Source organism: Rhodococcus sp. 06-235-1A, from assembly GCF_002258785.1.
In the GTDB taxonomy this organism is placed as follows: Bacteria; Actinomycetota; Actinomycetes; order Mycobacteriales; family Mycobacteriaceae; genus Rhodococcoides.
In genome coordinates this window covers 94,176-110,983 of record NZ_NOYI01000036.1, presented here as the reverse complement: position 1 = coordinate 110,983, position 16,808 = coordinate 94,176, and the positions used below count along the sequence as shown (strand labels likewise).

Sequence of the window (16,808 nt, the reverse complement as noted above, 5' to 3'; positions counted from 1 at the left end):
TCTTCATACTGCGCCACCACTGCCGCAGGGACTCCTACAGGTCCCAGAGATTGATTCCGAAGTCCTCGGCGTGCTGGTCGATCTGCGTCAGTTCGTCGTCCGTGAACTCGAGGTTGTTCAGTGCCGCGACGTTGTTCTCCAGCTGTTCGACGCTCGATGCGCCGATCAGTACCGACGTCACCCGAGAGTCGCGCAGGGCCCAACTCAGCGCGAGCTGCGCAAGGGATTGGCCGCGGGCGGCGGCGATGTCGTTCAATGCCCGAAGGTGTCCGATGTGGTCGTCGGTGAGCCAGTCGGGGTTCAGCGACTTGCCTTGTGCTGCTCGCGAATCCGCAGGAATACCGTCGAGATACTTGTCGGTGAGCATGCCTTGGGCCAAGGGCGAGAATGCGATGACGCCCGCGCCCACCGCGTCGAGTGTGCCGAGCAGTTCGGGCTCGATCCAGCGATTGACCATCGAATAGCTGGGCTGGTGGATCAACAGGGGAACACCCGCATCGGCGAGCAGGTCCGCCATCTTCTGCGTCCCCTCGGGCTTGTAGGAACTGATGCCCGCGTACAGCGCTTTGCCCTGCTGGACCGCGCTGATCAGCGCGCCTGCGGTTTCCTCGATCGGGGTGTCGTGGTCGGGTCGGTGGCTGTAGAAGATGTCGACGTGGTCGAGACGCATGCGTGTCAACGACTGGTCCAACGAGGACAGCAGATACTTGCGCGAGCCGCCGAAGCCGTACGGGCCGGGCCACATGTCCCAGCCGGCCTTGCTCGAAATGATCAATTCGTCGCGGTAGCCGGCGAAGTCTTCCGAGAAGATGCGGCCGAAATTCTTCTCTGCACTGCCGTAGGGCGGGCCGTAGTTGTTGGCCAGATCGAAATGCGTGATGCCCAGATCGAAGGCGCGACGCAGGATCGAGCGCTGATTCATCAGCGGTACGTCGTCGCCGAAGTTGTGCCACAGTCCCAACGAGATCGCCGGCAGCTTCGGCCCGCGGGTCCCCACTTGCCGGAAGACCATGGACTCGTATCTGTCGGCTGCGGCAACGTACGGCGGGTCGATGTTGGGATCTGTCATAACTCGACCATATGTCGCGGACTCGAATCGAACATTCAACCAGCGCAAGCTACTCGTCGGTAGATTTCTTGCCTAAGATGTCACGGGTGACGGCCGAACTAGCCATTGGTTCCGGGGGGGACCCGCAGTGGCTCGACACTGCGGAAATGAAAGCATGGCGCGCCTACATGGACGGCGGGCAACGATTGATGGGGGTGCTGAACAAGGATCTGCAGGACGGCCACGATCTGTCGATGGCGGAGTACCGGATTCTGGTGATGTTGTCGGAATCGATCGACGGCTCCCTCAGAATGAGCGAGCTGGCCGACGGTGTTCTGTCCTCGAGAAGTCGCCTGACGCATCAGATCAGGCGGATGGAAATTCAGGACATGGTCTCTCGCAGCACCTGCGTCGACGACGGTAGGGGCGTGCTCGCGGTGATCACCGAGGAAGGCCGTCGACGATTGGCGGAGGCGGCACCCACTCACGTCCGCAGTGTTCGACGGCACCTCATCGACATCCTTTCGCCTCACGAACTCGAGGTGTTGGGCGACATCTTCGAGAAGGTCGACGCAGCGATGGACACATCCGGCTCGACACCGCGTCGATGAGGGGCGATTGGGCCCCGGGCTGCCCGGCCGTTTAAGATCGCACACGGAAGCGTGGCAGAGCGGCCCAATGCACTCGCCTTGAAAGCGAGAGACGTGTAAAAGCGTCCGGGGGTTCAAATCCCTCCGCTTCCGCCACATGTTCGTTGTTCGAACCCGGTCCACCCGCAAGGGTGGGCCGGTTCTGTTTGCCCCGGTCGAAGCTCAGTAGCGTCGCAAGTTCGCTTGCTTCAGCCTCTTTCACCAGTGCCAGCGCTGCTCGGTTCGACAGTCCGTTTGCTCCCGTCCGTTCGAGCTCGATTCCCGCTCTCGATAGATCGTTCGATACCGCCTTGCCGCGTATGCCAGGCAGTGAATGACGCTGAGTGCGCGGACGGTGCGGGGTTGTCTGGCCAGTTGTTTCTGTCTGCGAGTCGTCGTGGCAGTCCGGCTTTGAGGAGGGCCCCAGTGCATCGGTGCTGCTCCAGATGTAGTGCGTAAGAATGCGGGTGACGAGTGGGGTATCGACTCTCGGACCAGAGAGCTGCCGGTTTCAGCCCGGTCACTCGAGGGCCTACAGCGCATCCGCCCAGAAGGTGTTTCGCAGAAGTAACATATCCCAGTCGACGGCGCGGATGTGAACTGGTCAAAACAACGCGCTGACCAGCGAAGAACGCGCGAATTGGCGATAGTGAGCAAGCTTTAGTTGATGAACTGCAAGTAAATTGGGTGCTCTACAGGTTGCCCATTCTGTCGAAAGTTGGTTATCTCGTTTGCAGACCTAACCGGCACAAAGTTCCACCGACAATTCGTTTGATTCGACGAAGGGGGCAAAATGGCCGACTTTGAAAGCATCGGCGGTATTGAAGGACTGGGTTTCTTCGATAACTATTTCCACGAGAGCGCCGATGGGACGCTCACGACTACCATCGCAAGCGAAGGCCCCGGAATATCGGACGTCGTAACGCATAGCCCGGATTTTTCGTACAACCACTACGGTATACATGTCGCTCAATCCGACAGGCTCACGTTTTTCGGACCGCTGGACCAGAAAATCACCGGCTATTTTGTCGATTGCCGCCTCGGCTCTCCCACGCTGCACAAATTCGTTAAAATTGTATACTCGCCCGACCCGAGGAGACGACTGCATATCGACCGTGGCATCGCTCATACCTTCGACGGTCTCGAGAACGTCGTGACGCGTGACGAACCTCTGTGGTTTTTGAGCAGAAACAATCCTGACTACAACATCGCCAATGATGTGGTCAACGTGGGTCGGGATGTGAGTCCGGAGGACTTTCCCTCAATTCAACCGAATCAGTACCCAATTCCCCGTGCAGCGTACGAGTTCATGCTGATGTTGCAGCATCACTCCATGAAGTCGATGCAACGCTATCCGACGCGATTCCCCGTGACGTTGAACGGCGAGCGTCGATACGTCAACCTCCGCCCCAAGGAAGGTGCTGTCGCTTGAAGACGACCGAGATCGACGGGCTCGTGTGGAACGACAATTTTTGCGCGGAGACCGGTAGCGCCAGTTACACATTGGTTGCCAATCCAGGTCCGCTCGTAACCGACTTCCAGTACTGGAACCGAGATTCGTATGAGGCCTACATCGCGCACATCGGGCAGGACAACCGCTTCACTTTCCTCGGAGACCCCTCAGCGGTCATCAAGGGTCATTTCGTTGACTGCCGAGCGAAGTCACACGCGACCACTACGAACTTGACGTTTTCGCCGAACGCAGAGTCGTATCTTACAATTCCGCGAGGTGTAGCTTCATTTTTCGCAGGAATGCAGGGTGTAACCGTCCGCAGCGAGCCAATACTCTTCGCACCATCACGACCGGACTCGGACTATTCGGTCGGCAATGATCAGATTCGGATGTCGACTGCCACCAAGCCTGCAGACTTCCCTCGCCTGATTGTGAACGAACTGCCACTGCCCAAAGGGGTGCTCAACCTCATCAACGCGCGGCAGCAAGAAATTCTTCGTACGAAACAGTCGTACGAGTCAAGCTTCGGCGTTCCAGTGGGCGACACCATCGTCCGCATCAATGGTTCCCGGGGATGAAAATCAACCATCGACGTCTCGAAAGGGCTTTCTGATGACCGATACCATGACAGAAGCACACGCCACGCTCGACGGTCTGCGTGCACTCGCGACCACCACCACTGACGCAGACGAGCGCCAGGGGCTGGAAGCCTTCATCGAGTGCGTTTCACCCCATCTCATGGGCGAAGCGACGGCAACTTTCCTCGGCAAGATCACGGCCAGCATCGTTGCCAGCGCCCCTGAAGGAGCGTCAGCCGACGAGACCCTCGCCATCCTCTCGGAGCACTTCGACGTCACCGTCGAGTGATTGCTTCAACCCTTGGCTGCCACCGCCGTGCGACGCAAATCGCACGGCGGTGGCACAGGTCGTGAAAGGAATTCGCACGTGATCGGTTCGGCTGGACGTTGGTTGATCGGTGGCGCGACCATCCAGAGCTTGGGAGAAGCTCTCTATGACCTGCTTATCCCGCTGCTCGTTCTTCAGATCACTGGCTCACCGGTGATCATGGCTGCGGTATTCGTTGTCGGCTACTGCATGGAGATCATTGTCGGAATCGTTGGCGGCGTCATCGTAGACAGAATCAACCGCCGCACCCTACTCATCTGTATAGCCGCGCTTCAGGCGGCTGTAATGCTGGGCTGCGCGCTTCTTGACATCGCCACCGGTGCGCTTCCACTCTGGGCGTTGTTCGTCACCGCAGCCGCAATCGACTTCCTCGTGCGCTTATATCTTGTCGCCGATGCCGCGGCACTACCCCAAGTTGTTGGCAGCGCAGCGCTTCCCCGCGCCAACGGACTCATGCAGTCGATGCTGTCGACGACTCAGGTCGCAGGTCCGCTGATCGGCGGGCTGGCGTTGGAGTGGATAGATCTCCGGGGAGCGCTACTTCTCACCACAGTCGTATACGTCGCGCTCGCGATCTTCGTCGGCCGCATTCCGCTCGATACGACGAAGGTTGCCACGAATCCCACAACGATTATCGAGTCCTACAAGCAGGCTTGGCGTGTCGTGCTCGATAATTCGTTGTTGAGGCGCATCGTGATCTGGCGAGGGGCCTTCGATTTCGTGATCGCCGGCGCATTCCTGATGCTTCTGTTTCTCCTTCAAGGCCCCGCTGAACAAAGCTCCTCCAGCGTGGGAGTTATAGTCGCAATCGGTGCCGTGGGCGGCATCGTCGGCGGACTTGGGTTCGCGCAGGTGCAGGCGGCCGTACCGTCATGGCTAGTCCTCGCATCAGGAGCTGCTTTGATGTGCGGCGCGTTGGCAAGCCTTGCGTTTGCGAGGAGCAGTTATATCCTCGCTGCAGCAACCTTCGTACTCTTCGGCGCACTCTCGGTAGTTCGTCGTCTATTGGCACAGCTCTTCCAGAGTGCCGTGCCCAATGAGATGCTCGGCCGAGTTACAGCTGTGTCTCAGTTGATAGCCTCCGTCGTCGGCCCAATCAGCGTTGCCATCGCGGCGGCGCTATCGGATTCCGGCCGAATATCTATTCTCTACATTGGCAGCGCAATCGGCGTTGCAGCCCTCGTTGCAGCGCTTGCGTTCGGACCATTACGCGGTAGCGATTGGGGCATCAGGAACCAAAGCGTCACGCAACCAAATGCCGCCTGAATTGGGAGGGACCGCGATATGTCGCCTGCTCTTGACTTTCCCGTACACAATCCCCGGCTATACCAGCAGTCTCCGGTTCGGAGCAACCACAACTGGACACTCCCTGTTGTGTCAACGGAGTTGCCCAGCACCCTGCGCACGTTTGAAAGCATTGGCTACGGACCGGAACTGCAACAACGGGTCGGTAGCAATCTCGCGATAAGTGAGCCATTCCGGCTTCTGAATCGCGCGGATGCTGAATACCTGGACTCGTGCATTGTCGACCTCGAGAAGTTCGCCATACGCAATGACAGCAATCCCCGGCGCGCCGTCGTTCGAGGCGCGGCTTACCGTTCAACCGACATCAGACGTCTCTTCTCTGACGAGCGTCTTACGCAGCTGTTGTCGAGAACCGTCGGGTATGAGGTCGTGCCCAGTACGTTGCCTCATCAAATGGCGCACATCAACATCATGGACGCAGACAAGCCGGGTTCGGAAGACGTCGACACCGGAAATTGGCACATTGATCAGAACCCTGTCGTTCTTGTACTGAACATTGCTGGCATGGATGGCGGTACCGGCGGAGCGTTCCAGTTCTTCGACGGGACCCGAGACGAGAGCATGGAGCTCCTGAGCCGACACGGCAAACTTCCTGACAGCAGATGTGTGGACATACCCCTACCGGAACCTGGATACGGAGTAGTGATCCACGGTGCCTTCGTAATGCATCGAGCGTCTCCGATGGCTCCCGGTCCGCGTCGTGTCAGCCTTGTGTCAGCGTTCGAGCCTTCGGACCCAAGCCGGCCAGACATGAACCCCAACAGGTTCGTAGCGGACGGCTACGGCGATGACCAAAATGGAGTCGCGGAACGGCAGACCCGCGCATTCGAATACGCCCGACACAAGGCGTGGCGCATGATGGGTATGCTCGACAAGTTTGTGTCGGCGGACCTGTGGGAGGCTTCGCCAGACGAATTGGTCGCTCACCTAGCACGGTGCATGCAAGACGGACTTCAGTGCGCCTCTGCCTTGCAAATGGGTGAAGTCGAACCACGGGCGGCGCTTGTCCAGTACCTGAATGACACCTCCGTCGGAAGCGAACCCAAGTCGTAGTTACGGCGGGTCTCGACTGGCGAACTTCAATCAGGACGGCAATTGAACGTGTCGGGTCCCCGTGAGTCTCCTACCTGAATGAGAGCAGGTTGGCGTGAATGCGGATCGTAGCCACTCGCTCCGAACGAAGCTGAATCCGGGCTGCCATGCCCCAGATTGGCCAGGAGATGCCCCAAGATCGGGGGACGCCCGAGAAGTGGTCCATACTAGGCTCGAGCGATTTTGTACAGGTCAGACCACCTGCATAGCATCCGACGTGTTTTCGTCGACAGGTTTGATGCTATGCACTTACATTTGCCACAAATCGATTGTTCTGAACCCGCTCCTCCCGCAAGGGTGGGCCGGTTTGGTGTCTGTGGACGAATCGGCGCTGACACAGACTGTGCCGGCTGGTATCGATACCGGCTCAGTGGGTACTACCTGCGAATGAGCGAAGAAGCGCGGCGCAACGACGGCGACAACGAGGGACCTCTGGAGGAGGAACTCGAGGAGAGTTTCGACGCTGTCGTCTCCGAAGGTGCCGAGCGATTGCACCGCACAGTGCGCACGGTTCTGATCACAGGATTCTTCGGCGGGCTCGAAGTTGCTCTGGGTGTGATGGCGTATCTCGCGGTGCTGGACGAGACCGACAGTCATCTGCTGGCGGGCCTGGCGTTCGGCATCGGCCTGGTGGCTATTTATCTCGCCCATGGTGAGCTGTTCACCGAGGACTTCCTGATGCCGATCGCGGCAGTGGTGGCCCGTAACGGAACACCGTTGCAGCTGGTGAGGCTGTGGGTCGGGACTCTGCTGGCGAACTTGTTGGGCGGTTGGTTCGTGATGTGGTTGATCGCGCACGCGTTTCCGCAGTGGCTCGAGGTGTTGTCCGAGTCGGCACATCATTTTGTCGACGCACCGCTGAATCTCCAGTCGATCTGCCTGGCTGTTCTCGGTGGCAGCACGATGACGCTGCTGACTCGCATGCAGCAGGGAACAACCTCCGACGTCGCACGGATCATCGCCGCCATGGCGGCTGGTTTCCTTCTGGCCGGACTGCAGTTGTTCCACTCGATTCTCGATTCCCTGCTGATCTTCGGGGCCATCCACGCCGGTGCGGCCGTGAGCTACGTCGCCTGGATCGAATGGTTCGGCTATACGGTGCTGTTCAACATCATCGGGGGCGTCGTCTTGGTCACCGCGTTGCGCTTGGTGCGCACGAAAGAATTGGTGAAGTCCGAACGACACCGGAATCCCGAGTAGCGGAGCGAGAAGTCGCCACGACACGGGAAAGCCGGACAAGCGACGTCCTACTGATGTGCACACCTCGTCCACCGGCGATGTGGTCCCCGACCGCTCAGTGCGGCGGTTCGCTCCAATTCCGCGGAGGCAGACTCGCCAGGCGCATCAAGTGCGCGAGCTTCGGTTTGCTGACGATCGTGGGGAGCACCAACTCCCACATCTGCCGTAGCCGAACGTAGAGATCGGCTCGGCCGGTGAGCATCTCGGACAAGATCTGCACACCGGTGAACGACCCCACGACGAACGTCGCCAGCGCATCGATATCGGTGCCCTTGACCAGGTCACCGTCTGCTGCAGCGTGGGTCGCAACCTGTCGGATCGCCTCGATCCAATCGCGGTACGGCTGCTCGATCGGTCCCTGAATGCTGCCGATCTCCATCGTGAGCCGCATTCCACCACGGGCAATCGGCTCCGTCACGAGCTGCCGTGCCATCTCCTGACTCAACAGCACCAACGACTCGATCGCAGAATCACTATGGGCGGCAACAACCTTCGTGCCCTCCATTGCCATGTCGTGCTGCGCCGCGATCACCGCATGGGCGAGGTCTTCCTTCGACTTGAAGTGGAAGTACATCGCCCCCTTGGTGACGCTGCAGTACTGCAGGATCGTGGTCAAACTCGCTGCGTAACCGAACTTCTCGAAGCTCTTCGCTGCCCCGAGAATCACGGCGTGGCGAGTGAGTTCAGCGCGCTCCTGCATCGACAACCCGGCTTCCCACTCGTGTTTCTGCTGACGGAAACGGTTCTATCCTCACGAAGCTACCGAACAGTTCGCGGCAGCGGGAACTCGTACGATCGGTCACGGCCGGGCTTCGGCTCGGCGTACCGGAACGACTGCACGTCCGATCAGGAAGACAGCCGCGAGAATCTCGAGCAGTGCACAGGCAGCAAGAACCGGCGGCGTTCCGACCCTGGATGCGATGAATGCAGCGAGAATTCCCACGGTTGCACCTCCCGCCCCGGCCGAGAACTGCATCAACGAAAATACGAAAGGCCGGTCTTTGCTGTCCACTTCCCGTTGTACTGCGGATTCGACGATGACCAGCGTGATCGCTCCCATCGCACCCAGGGCAGCGAACAGCGAAATGGAGACAATCACGTTGCTGGTCAGCGTGAAGAGCAGGAAGACGATGCCGTCGGCCAGAATCAGCCACTTGATGGTGGACGGCACCAACATCCTTGGGAAAATCCTGGTAGCAGCGGCACCGGCGACGCCTCCGAGACCGCTCACGCCGAGCAGGATTCCTGCCAGCATCGGCCCTTGGGCCAGCTTCTCGTCGACGAACGGAAAGATAAGTGGGGCTTCCGTTTCCAGAATTACAGCGACGAGACAGTACAGCATGAGCGCGGCGTGCAGCGCGGGAACAGCACGTACTGCGGCCCAGCTGGACCGTGCGGATGGACGGTCAGCAACGTTACCCACACCGCCGGGCTGTCTCGTCGATGCGGGAATCTCGAGGAGATTCACTGCAACCAGTGCAAGTCCGATGACGCACGCCATCACACTCAGCGCGCCTGCGAATCCCCCCAGCCCGAACAGGAAACCCCCAGCGGCCGGGGCGACAGTGAGTACGACGCTCGATTGCATGCCTTTCGTACTCAAGTACTCGACCCGTGAGTCGTCTGTCATGAGTGACGCATCGAGAGACATTTTGACGACGAGGGATGTCTGATGGAGCGAGCTGTTCACCGCAGCGGATACGAGAAGTGATGCGAGCGACGGTGGGGTCACGACCACGATCAAGAACAGTAGGAGCCGTGATACCAGCAATACGTTCAGAGTGTGCCGTGCAGAGAATCGGCCCACTACCTTGCCGATTCCCGTCGACACCACCAGCGCGGGAATCACGATCATCGCACCCAGCAGGCCGACGTGGAACGCATTGCCGGACAGGCTGTAGACACCTGCAATGAAGACGGTGTAGCACGCAGTGCCGACGAAGCGGACGCCGAAATCTATGGTGAGGAGAAGACGGCGTGGGAAGTGTTGCGCGGGCATCAGGAGCACCGCCCCACTGAGGTATCTCGCGCAGCATCGACTGAGCAGTGTGGGTTGGTTCCGGCTGCGCTCAGCGAAGCGTGAAGCCGAGACATCCAACATCCCCCCGCGAGTTATTTGCGACACCTGACGAACCTTGCTAAACAAGCCGGATGTCCCGTTTTCAGGGACGGCGGCAATCGTTGCCCACGCCGACGGGTTCGTCAACCCGAGGTCTTCGCGGGCCAGCTGACTCGCTGGCGGTATCGGTGGTCCAGTCCCGACGCACGCACGTCGACTGTGCCGCTTTGCGGAAGGCAAAACATTTCGCGCGGTATTTTCGTACAGTCTCGCTGTTGGAGGGCGCGCTGTTACCTTCGGCGGTATGAACGCTGCCAAGCAGACCTATGTCGGAATCGTGGTATTCGAGCTCGGTAAGACCGCCGGGGACGGCAAGTACTATCGGGAAGACTTCTATGTGGTTCATGCGGAAAGTGTTGCCGCGGCCAGAAAAACGGTCGAAAAGCGTGTGCACGAACTGGAATACGCCGCAGGCACGGGTGACGATCGGTCGTATGTGCGATTGGCGCACCTGGTCGATGTAGCTCCGACGCTTCAGGACCCGACTGAAGACGTCGTGGATCTCTATTCGCGTCACTTCGCTTCTCTGGAGACCTACTCCGAGTTCGAGATGATGCTCGGGGGACGCGATCCCTTGACGACCTGATCGCGGGACGTCATCCTTCTCTGCTCTCCCAACGCTCGAGTCTCGACTCCGTCTCGAAGCGTCGTACTGCTTTCGAGATCGGATCGACGAATTCGATTGCACTGGCGAGTAATTGGAGTGGTTCGGTGAAATCGTCGACGGCCCGGTCGGTAGCCGTCGGGTACAGATCGTCACCGAGGATGGGCACGCCGAGTGAATTCATGTGCAGACGTAGCTGATGGGTGCGTCCGGTCAACGGTGTCAGTCGATACCGGCCGAGTCCGTCTCGATGGTCCACGAGTTCGACGGTGGTGTGCGCGTTGGGTTCTGCGTCGACCTCGCGGGCGGTGAAGTGGCCATTGTCCGAGACGATTCGACTGTGGACGACGGCGGGCAGCGCCAGCGACTGGTCGTAGGGCGCAATCGCCTCGTACTCCTTGCGGACCTTCCGATCCTGGAACAGTGTCTGATACGCGCCGCGAAGTGCCGGGTCTACGACGAACAGAACCAGGCCCGCGGTGACGCGGTCGAGTCGGTGCGCGGGCACCAGCTGCGGGAGGTCGAGTTCGAGACGCAGTCGCACGAGTGCGGTCTGTAGAATGTGTCCGCCTCGGGGGATGGTCGGCAGAAAATGGGGCTTGTCGATCACCAGTAGCGCGTCGTCGCGGTGCACGATCGAGATATCGAACGGCACAACGGTTTCCGATGGCAGATCGCGGTGGAACCAGACTGCCTCGCCGGGAACGTACGGTGCGTCGGGTGAGATGGGCCCTGCCATATCGACGACCTCGCCGGCGTCGAGCATCGCGTCGATCCGGTGTCGAGGAATCCTCGGCTCGGTCGCTGTCAGGAAGTCGCGGACGGTGCGCCAGGTTCCGTCTTCGGGCATACGGATGCGCGCGGGGTCCAGACCGTGCCGCTTCGCCAGGGGCGGTTGCTGGCGTCGTCTCACTGGGTGAGCGTATCCGCCTGCCGAGGTCGCACTCGAGCAGACGATTCGGTGGACTTCCTGCCTGCACAAGTGCGAATTCGCTACTCGCAGCCGACGCCGTCGTCGTCGCGGTCTAGGTGAGGCCCGTAGCCGTACTCGTCCCGATAGACCGGAGCGGCACCGGCGTCGCGGGCCGCATCGCAGTTCTTGTATTGGAATGCCCCGCCCTGATGGGGTGCGGGTGCCGGAGCGCCCTGAGGCTGTGGCGCAGGAGCAGGTGCCGCCAGCGGGGCCGGAGGTGGTGGCAGAAGCGCCGGGCAGAACTGCGCCGAACCGCTGCTGCAGAGGAAATCGGTGATCGGATCGGCCGAGGCGACCGCAGGCGTCGTGACCAAGGCGGCTGCTGCGATCGCGCCGGCAATTCCGATCTTGACCAGCAGTTTGTTCGTCTTCATGGAACTCCAATCGAGGGGGTGTGATCTGGAGCATTCTCGGGCGCTCATTGAACTGTCAATCAAGTCATTCGCACGACCTACGCCCGCGACTCCTGGAACACGGACGTGTTTGGAACCCGTCGATTCGGCGTATCTACGAACGTATGAGCGAAAACGAGCAGGTCAACCAGAACCCCGAGAAGGATCCCGACGACTGGGTCACCGGCGACGAGCCGATGACCGGACCGCAGAAGAGCTATCTGGGCACCCTCGCGCAGGAAGCCGGCGAGGAAGTTCCCGAGGGTCTCAACAAGGCGCAGGCGTCCGAAATGATCGACAAGTTGCAGGGCGAAACCGGCCGCGGCTGAGAGGCGACCGGGAAGTCCACTCGATGTGACATCGACCCCCGAAAAGGCCACCGAATGTCACATCGAGTGCCCTCTCGGCTTCTGTGTCAGCGACTGCATCCGACCAGGTAGACCGTTATTTCATGGGTACATGTAACAAAGGATCTCGCAGACTTTTGTACCCGCTTCCCCGCGGCTATTGTGAGCGGACCCACAGCTTCGGCGTACGCGCGTGTCGGTGGGTACGTTGAGTAACGGAAGTTGTTTGTGTTGCGCCCCGTATGGGTGCGCAGGGGGAGGATGGGCAATCAGATGCACCGTCGTGTGTTGGCAGTAGCGGGAACTGCTCTGGCAGTTTCTCTGCTGGGGTCGGGTCTCGCCGGGGCGCAGCCGCTTCCCGGTACCGGCAGTGCCGATGGTGGCGGTGTGGTGGTGCCCGGCATGGAAGCTCAGTCCTTGCCGTTGGCGTCGGCGCGCATCGATCGTGTCGACATGCTGACCGACCGCCGTGCTGCGGTGTGGGTCGAGTCGCCCGCCATGGGCCGCGCCATCCAGGTCCAGGTTCTTCTTCCGGCCGCGCAGGCCGTGTCCCGCCCCACGCTGTACATGCTCGACGGCGTCAGCGCAGGTAAGGAATCCGATTACAAGGAAAGCACCTGGACGCAGAAGACCGACATCGTCGATTTCTTCGCGGACAAGCAGGTCAACGTAGTGCTCCCGGTCGGTGGATCGAGCAGTTACTACACCGACTGGAATGTTCCGGATCCGGTGCTCGGTGTGAACAAGTGGGAGACGTTCCTGACGTCGGAGTTGCCGCCGCTGATCGATGCGCGATTCTCAGGTAACGGCACCAACGCGATCGCGGGTGTCTCGATGGGCGCGCAGGCCGCGATGGATCTGATCACGCGTCACCCCAAGCTCTACACCGGCGTCGCCGGTTTGAGCGGTTGCTACGACAATTCGCAGACCAACTTCAAGGACGCGGTGCGCGCTACCGTCGCGACCAACGGCGGAAACGCGTCCAACATGTGGGGCGAGAACACCGATCCTCTGTGGGTGCAGCACGACCCATCCGCCAACGCCGAAGCCCTCCGCGGCAAGGACGTCTACATCTCCGTCGGTACCGGGTTGCCCGGCCCCTACGAACTCGGTCCCGGCGGTAGCGGACCGGAGAGTGCGCTCATGGGCGGGCCCCTCGAGGCCGCCGCGCTGTACTGCACGACAGTGTTCGACACGAGACTGCGCGCGTTGGATATCCCTGCGACAACCGTCTATCGCCCCTACGGCATTCACGGCTGGCCGTACTGGCAGGACGACCTGCGTGAATCCTGGCCGACGCTCGAAAGCGCGCTAGGCCTGTAGGGCGAACTTCAGAAACGCGTCGTTCTCGTGCGGGTCGCCGATGGTGACCCGCACGCCGTCGTTTCCGTAGGCGCGCAGCAGTAGGCCCTGTTCGGCCGCAGCTGACGCGAATTTGCCTGATTTCTCGGCCAACGGCAGCCACACGAAGTTGGACTGCGATGCGTTGACGTCGAAGCCTCCTGCGACCAGAGCGTCGCGTACGCGGTCGCGTTCGACGATGAGGGCGTCGGTGCGGGCGAGTAGTTCCGCCGAGGCCTCCAGAGACGACAGCGCCGCCTGCTGCGCAATCGTGCTGACGGCGAACGCAATCCGCACCTTGGACAGAGCCGTGATCACCTCGGGATCGGCAACTGCGTAGCCCACGCGCAGGCCCGCGAGTCCGTAGGCCTTCGAGAACGTGCGCAACACGATCACGTTGCGTCGTCCACGCGCGAGTTCGACGCCGTCGACGTGATCGCCGTCAGCGGCGGGACGGGTGTACTCGAAGTAGGCCTCGTCGAGCACGACGAGAATGTTCGACGGCACCGCGTCCAGGAAGGCCTCGAGCTCGGCGCGCCGGACGACGGTTCCGGTCGGATTGTTGGGGTTGCACACGAAGATCAGGCGGGTGCGGTCGGTGATGGCCGCGAGCATCGCGTCGAGATCGTGCACGTGGTCTGCGGTCAGCGGAACCTGCACGGGCGTCGCACCGGCAACGCGCGTGATGATCGGGTACGCCTCGAACGAACGCCATGCGAACAGCACCTCGTCGCCGGGGCCACACGTGATCTGAACGACCTCTTGGCACAGTGCAACCGAACCGTTACCTGCGGCCACATTTTCGGTCGCTACACCGAGCTTCTTCGCCAAGGATTCGACGAGTGCTGTCGCCCGGATGTCGGGGTAGCGGTTGACGCCACCGACGGCCTCGGCAATCGCGGCATGCACGCTGGGCAGCGGGCCCTGCGTTGTTTCGTTGCTCGCCAGCTTGATTGCTCCCGGAAAGCTACGGCCGGGAATGTAAGCGGGGATTGCGTCGAGGTCGGGGCGGATGTGCGCGGTCACGGCTGCCATTATGCGCTCAGGTTCGGGGTTGACTTCTACGCGTCCGTGTTATTGCTGTGCACGACCGGACCGATCGTCCTATCTTCGATAAGTATGTCGGGAATCTTCAGCGACGTCGCAGTCCTTCGGTCCGCCACCGCGCCCACAGTCGGCGCGGACGACGAGGTGGATACGTCCGCGCACGAATCTCCCCCACGAGAGAAGGTGCCTCTGACGGCCATCGAACCGGAGGGCAGACCGCGCGGCGGAATCGTCGTGCTGCACGAGGCGCGTGAAATTCCACAGTCTCTGCTCGACCTGCTGCGCGCACTGGCGATGGAGGGCTGGCTCGCCGTCGCCCCGAACCTCTTTCACCGGGGCCACGGCGACGACAAGGAAGTCTTCGGCGACGACCTCTTCGCAGACTTCGACGCCACCTCCGACTGGCTGGTTCAGCGCGGGGTCTATCCCGATTGTGTTGGGGTCATCGGATTCGACGACGCAGGCACTGCAGCTCTGATCGTGGCCACCAGTCGTCCGGTCGGAGCAGCGGTCAGCGTTGCCGCGGCGGGCATCATCGAGCCGCTCAACTCCGACGCGGTCGCGTTGGTCGAGGCTGCACCCAAGCTGCAGGCACCCTGGCTCGGTCTCTACGGCGAGGACGACCCGCACACCCCACCCGAACACATCGAAGCCCTCCGCGACGCTGCCACGCGTGCCTCAGTGGCCACGAACATCGTCAGCTACTCGGGTGTGCAGCATCGGGCCGACCATCCCAGGGAGCAACCGGGCAGCAGCGATCACACCGACCCGGCCGAGGCCGCGCTCGTCGATGCGCAGACCCGAATCTTCGATTGGTTCGACAGCTTCATGCGCTGACGAGCAACAAGCATCTTTTACGCGAACGCCGTGCGAACCTGAGGCGTCGACCAGCCGTTTTGCCTTCTGGCCTTTGCCGTGTGTAATCTCTTTCCTCGGCGGTCCGAGAGGGCCGGCAGCCTAGGAGGCGTGCCAGAGCGGCCGAATGGGAGTCACTGCTAATGACTTGTCCTTTCACCGGGACCGGAGGTTCAAATCCTCTCGCCTCCGCCACGAACGGTAGATTTTTATCGTTCAGCTAGACCAGTTGGATAACTGAACATGCGCCCGTAGCTCAACGGATAGAGCACTTGACTACGGATCAAGAGGTTAGGGGTTCGAATCCCTTCGGGCGCACAGAAGAAATGCCCCGGAGCTGCAGCGATGCGGTTCGGGGCATTTTCGATGACCATCCGAGTTGCGCCCGGCTCAACACTTACTCAACACATTGGTCGGAATTCGGCACGAAAGTGTTGAGTTCACGGTGTCGGGGCCGGACAGCCTCAGTCCCAACATTGGAACGGCTCGACCATGACACAGTGGCGTCGTGACGATCAACGAGTGGTGGCTGACGGACCCTGCCGAGCGGTATTGGATGGAGACGATCAGGCGCGACGATTTCGGCGATGGAAATCAGAGTCCCGTTCGCGAAGCGAAACGGAGTCTCGACTCCGTACTGGGAGCTCGTCAACCACGTTCGGGACGGCGACGTCGTACTCCACTGGACGACAGCCCGGGATGGGAAGCCATCCAGGTTCGTCGGTTGGTCGATCGTCGACGGTGAGCCGTACGAGGTCGACAACCTCGTGTACAACGACAACAGCCCCGCGAGCGGCCGAGAAGCTCTGTTGCGCGACTACACGGAGTTCTCGACGTCGGTTACCTTCCAGGATTTGAACGAACGCCTACCCGCCATCCGCTCGGTGCAGGATGTCCTCGAGATCGGCCGTGACGGAAGCGTCTACTTTCCGTTCGCATTTCTCTCGAATGGAACCCTCCGCCCCAAACAAGGTGGGTACCTCAGCAAATTCCCCTCCGCGCTATTCGGTGTGCTGCCAGAACTTGCTGTCGCGCAGATCCACTCTTCAGCCGACCGAGGCGTGGATGGCAAGGGATCGGAGACGTCGTCGACGGCGCGTTCGGATCGCCGGCAAGCCCTCGAGGCAGGTCACGTGTCGGACCCCAAGGTCCGGCGAGCGATCGAGATGCAGGCTGTGCGGCAGGCGATTCAGCACTACGAGTCGCTCGGGTACGAGTGCAAGGATGTCGGCGCATCCCGGCCTTTCGACCTCCTGCTTTTCGGTTCTGGGGACCTAGCCAGCGAGCGGCATGTCGAAGTGAAGGGCTCGACGGGGAACCCAATGCCGTCGAACTCACCCACGGCGAGGTCAATCACGCACGGGAATTTCAACCAACCGACCTATTCGTTGTCAGTGGTATCACTTGGCTTCGCCACGGGAGTGATGTCGTGACCAGCCCAGGTCATGGGCGAGTATT

At 60.9% G+C, this 16,808-nt stretch carries 19 protein-coding genes and 3 tRNA genes; 16 read left to right on the top strand and 6 right to left on the bottom strand.

Features of this window, described 5'->3' with window-relative positions:
* Window positions 1-34 precede the first annotated feature (34 nt).
* Entirely contained in the window at window positions 35-1,069 is a 1,035-nt protein-coding gene (gene mgrA, locus CH275_RS28530; RefSeq protein WP_094681435.1) for an L-glyceraldehyde 3-phosphate reductase, read from the bottom strand.
* Between the two features lie 77 nt (window positions 1,070-1,146).
* Here mgrA and CH275_RS28525 point away from each other — a divergent pair, with 77 nt between their 5' ends.
* The 8 genes from CH275_RS28525 to CH275_RS28490 all read left to right on the top strand — a co-directional run bounded on the left by CH275_RS28525 (window position 1,147) and on the right by CH275_RS28490 (window position 7,633).
* Complete coding sequence (locus CH275_RS28525) at window positions 1,147-1,659, top strand: MarR family winged helix-turn-helix transcriptional regulator (RefSeq protein WP_373453754.1); 513 nt, start codon at window positions 1,147-1,149, stop codon at window positions 1,657-1,659.
* A 45-nt stretch (window positions 1,660-1,704) separates the two neighbouring features.
* A tRNA-Ser gene (locus tag CH275_RS28520) sits at window positions 1,705-1,794 on the top strand.
* Window positions 1,795-2,470: 676 nt separating this feature from the next.
* Window positions 2,471-3,109: a dTDP-4-dehydrorhamnose 3,5-epimerase family protein gene (locus CH275_RS28515; protein ID WP_094681434.1), complete on the top strand. Its 639-nt coding sequence runs from the start codon at window positions 2,471-2,473 to the stop codon at window positions 3,107-3,109.
* Window positions 3,106-3,708 (top strand): hypothetical protein, encoded by a 603-nt coding sequence (locus CH275_RS28510; RefSeq protein WP_094681433.1) that lies wholly within the window; start codon window positions 3,106-3,108, stop codon window positions 3,706-3,708. The genes CH275_RS28515 and CH275_RS28510 overlap by 4 nt, the downstream gene beginning before the upstream one ends.
* Before the next feature lie 34 nt (window positions 3,709-3,742).
* Window positions 3,743-3,997, top strand: coding sequence for a hypothetical protein (locus CH275_RS28505; protein WP_094681432.1), 255 nt, complete (start codon window positions 3,743-3,745; stop codon window positions 3,995-3,997).
* Window positions 3,998-4,075: 78 nt separating this feature from the next.
* Complete coding sequence (locus CH275_RS28500) at window positions 4,076-5,302, top strand: MFS transporter (RefSeq protein ID WP_179276392.1); 1,227 nt, start codon at window positions 4,076-4,078, stop codon at window positions 5,300-5,302.
* A 108-nt stretch (window positions 5,303-5,410) separates the two neighbouring features.
* A complete protein-coding gene (locus tag CH275_RS28495; protein WP_094681430.1) occupies window positions 5,411-6,394 on the top strand; it encodes a hypothetical protein in 984 nt (327 codons plus the stop codon).
* Between the two features lie 426 nt (window positions 6,395-6,820).
* On the top strand, window positions 6,821-7,633 hold the full coding sequence (locus tag CH275_RS28490) for a formate/nitrite transporter family protein (RefSeq protein WP_094681429.1): 813 nt from the start codon (window positions 6,821-6,823) through the stop codon (window positions 7,631-7,633).
* 94 nt (window positions 7,634-7,727) lie between these two features.
* Here CH275_RS28490 and CH275_RS28485 read toward each other — a convergent pair whose 3' ends face one another.
* Complete coding sequence (locus tag CH275_RS28485) at window positions 7,728-8,372, bottom strand: ScbR family autoregulator-binding transcription factor (RefSeq protein WP_094681428.1); 645 nt, start codon at window positions 8,370-8,372, stop codon at window positions 7,728-7,730.
* Window positions 8,373-8,471: 99 nt separating this feature from the next.
* Window positions 8,472-9,671: an MFS transporter gene (locus tag CH275_RS28480; RefSeq protein WP_143546902.1), complete on the bottom strand. Its 1,200-nt coding sequence runs from the start codon at window positions 9,669-9,671 to the stop codon at window positions 8,472-8,474.
* Between the two features lie 364 nt (window positions 9,672-10,035).
* On the opposite strand from CH275_RS28480, the gene CH275_RS28475 reads away from it, so the two are divergent.
* Entirely contained in the window at window positions 10,036-10,377 is a 342-nt protein-coding gene (locus CH275_RS28475; RefSeq protein ID WP_094681426.1) for a DUF4288 domain-containing protein, read from the top strand.
* A 10-nt stretch (window positions 10,378-10,387) separates the two neighbouring features.
* Here the strand turns inward: CH275_RS28475 and CH275_RS28470 are convergent, their stop codons facing one another.
* Window positions 10,388-11,308 carry a pseudouridine synthase gene (locus CH275_RS28470; RefSeq protein WP_179276391.1) on the bottom strand — a complete coding sequence of 307 codons (921 nt, stop codon included), beginning with the start codon at window positions 11,306-11,308 and terminating at the stop codon, window positions 10,388-10,390.
* An 80-nt stretch (window positions 11,309-11,388) separates the two neighbouring features.
* A complete protein-coding gene (locus CH275_RS28465; RefSeq protein ID WP_094681425.1) occupies window positions 11,389-11,742 on the bottom strand; it encodes an excalibur calcium-binding domain-containing protein in 354 nt (117 codons plus the stop codon).
* 143 nt (window positions 11,743-11,885) lie between these two features.
* On the opposite strand from CH275_RS28465, the gene CH275_RS28460 reads away from it, so the two are divergent.
* Complete coding sequence (locus CH275_RS28460) at window positions 11,886-12,089, top strand: DUF3072 domain-containing protein (protein WP_037187289.1); 204 nt, start codon at window positions 11,886-11,888, stop codon at window positions 12,087-12,089.
* A 291-nt stretch (window positions 12,090-12,380) separates the two neighbouring features.
* Complete coding sequence (locus tag CH275_RS28455; RefSeq protein WP_094681486.1) at window positions 12,381-13,430, top strand: alpha/beta hydrolase; 1,050 nt, start codon at window positions 12,381-12,383, stop codon at window positions 13,428-13,430.
* Here the strand turns inward: CH275_RS28455 and hisC are convergent.
* Window positions 13,419-14,474, bottom strand: a complete 1,056-nt coding sequence (gene hisC / locus CH275_RS28450) for a histidinol-phosphate transaminase (protein ID WP_094681485.1) — start codon at window positions 14,472-14,474, stop codon at window positions 13,419-13,421. The two genes, CH275_RS28455 and hisC, sit on opposite strands and share 12 nt — an antisense overlap.
* A 93-nt stretch (window positions 14,475-14,567) precedes the next feature.
* Here hisC and CH275_RS28445 point away from each other — a divergent pair, with 93 nt between their 5' ends.
* The 5 genes from CH275_RS28445 (at window position 14,568) to CH275_RS28430 (ending at window position 16,783) form a co-directional block, all read left to right on the top strand.
* The gene (locus CH275_RS28445; protein WP_094681424.1) at window positions 14,568-15,332 is read left to right on the top strand and encodes a dienelactone hydrolase family protein; all 765 of its coding nucleotides are present in this window, start codon (window positions 14,568-14,570) and stop codon (window positions 15,330-15,332) included.
* 123 nt (window positions 15,333-15,455) lie between these two features.
* Window positions 15,456-15,545, top strand: a tRNA-Ser gene (locus CH275_RS28440).
* 50 nt (window positions 15,546-15,595) lie between these two features.
* Window positions 15,596-15,668 (top strand) — tRNA-Arg (locus CH275_RS28435).
* 190 nt (window positions 15,669-15,858) lie between these two features.
* A complete protein-coding gene (locus tag CH275_RS29315) occupies window positions 15,859-16,095 on the top strand; it encodes a hypothetical protein (RefSeq protein WP_141216545.1) in 237 nt (78 codons plus the stop codon).
* A gap of 22 nt (window positions 16,096-16,117) precedes the next feature.
* The gene (locus tag CH275_RS28430; RefSeq protein ID WP_141216546.1) at window positions 16,118-16,783 is read left to right on the top strand and encodes a hypothetical protein; all 666 of its coding nucleotides are present in this window, start codon (window positions 16,118-16,120) and stop codon (window positions 16,781-16,783) included.
* The last annotated feature ends 25 nt before the right edge of the window (window positions 16,784-16,808 follow it).

Excerpts from the sequence above, each read along its gene's own strand:
- CH275_RS28485 (WP_094681428.1), bottom strand. The coding sequence starts at position 8,372 with ATGCAGGAGCGCGCTGAACTCACTCGCCACGCCGTGATTCTCGGGGCA.
- CH275_RS28460 (WP_037187289.1), top strand. The coding sequence starts at position 11,886 with ATGAGCGAAAACGAGCAGGTCAACCAGAACCCCGAGAAGGATCCCGAC.
- CH275_RS28505 (WP_094681432.1), top strand. The coding sequence starts at position 3,743 with ATGACCGATACCATGACAGAAGCACACGCCACGCTCGACGGTCTGCGT.
- CH275_RS28445 (WP_094681424.1), top strand. The coding sequence starts at position 14,568 with ATGTCGGGAATCTTCAGCGACGTCGCAGTCCTTCGGTCCGCCACCGCG.
- CH275_RS28490 (WP_094681429.1), top strand. The coding sequence starts at position 6,821 with ATGAGCGAAGAAGCGCGGCGCAACGACGGCGACAACGAGGGACCTCTG.
- CH275_RS28455 (WP_094681486.1), top strand. The coding sequence starts at position 12,381 with ATGCACCGTCGTGTGTTGGCAGTAGCGGGAACTGCTCTGGCAGTTTCT.
- CH275_RS28475 (WP_094681426.1), top strand. The coding sequence starts at position 10,036 with ATGAACGCTGCCAAGCAGACCTATGTCGGAATCGTGGTATTCGAGCTC.
- CH275_RS28465 (WP_094681425.1), bottom strand. The coding sequence starts at position 11,742 with ATGAAGACGAACAAACTGCTGGTCAAGATCGGAATTGCCGGCGCGATC.
- mgrA (WP_094681435.1), bottom strand. The coding sequence starts at position 1,069 with ATGACAGATCCCAACATCGACCCGCCGTACGTTGCCGCAGCCGACAGA.
- CH275_RS28480 (WP_143546902.1), bottom strand. The coding sequence starts at position 9,671 with ATGCCCGCGCAACACTTCCCACGCCGTCTTCTCCTCACCATAGATTTC.
- CH275_RS28515 (WP_094681434.1), top strand. The coding sequence starts at position 2,471 with ATGGCCGACTTTGAAAGCATCGGCGGTATTGAAGGACTGGGTTTCTTC.
- CH275_RS28525 (WP_373453754.1), top strand. The coding sequence starts at position 1,147 with ATGTCACGGGTGACGGCCGAACTAGCCATTGGTTCCGGGGGGGACCCG.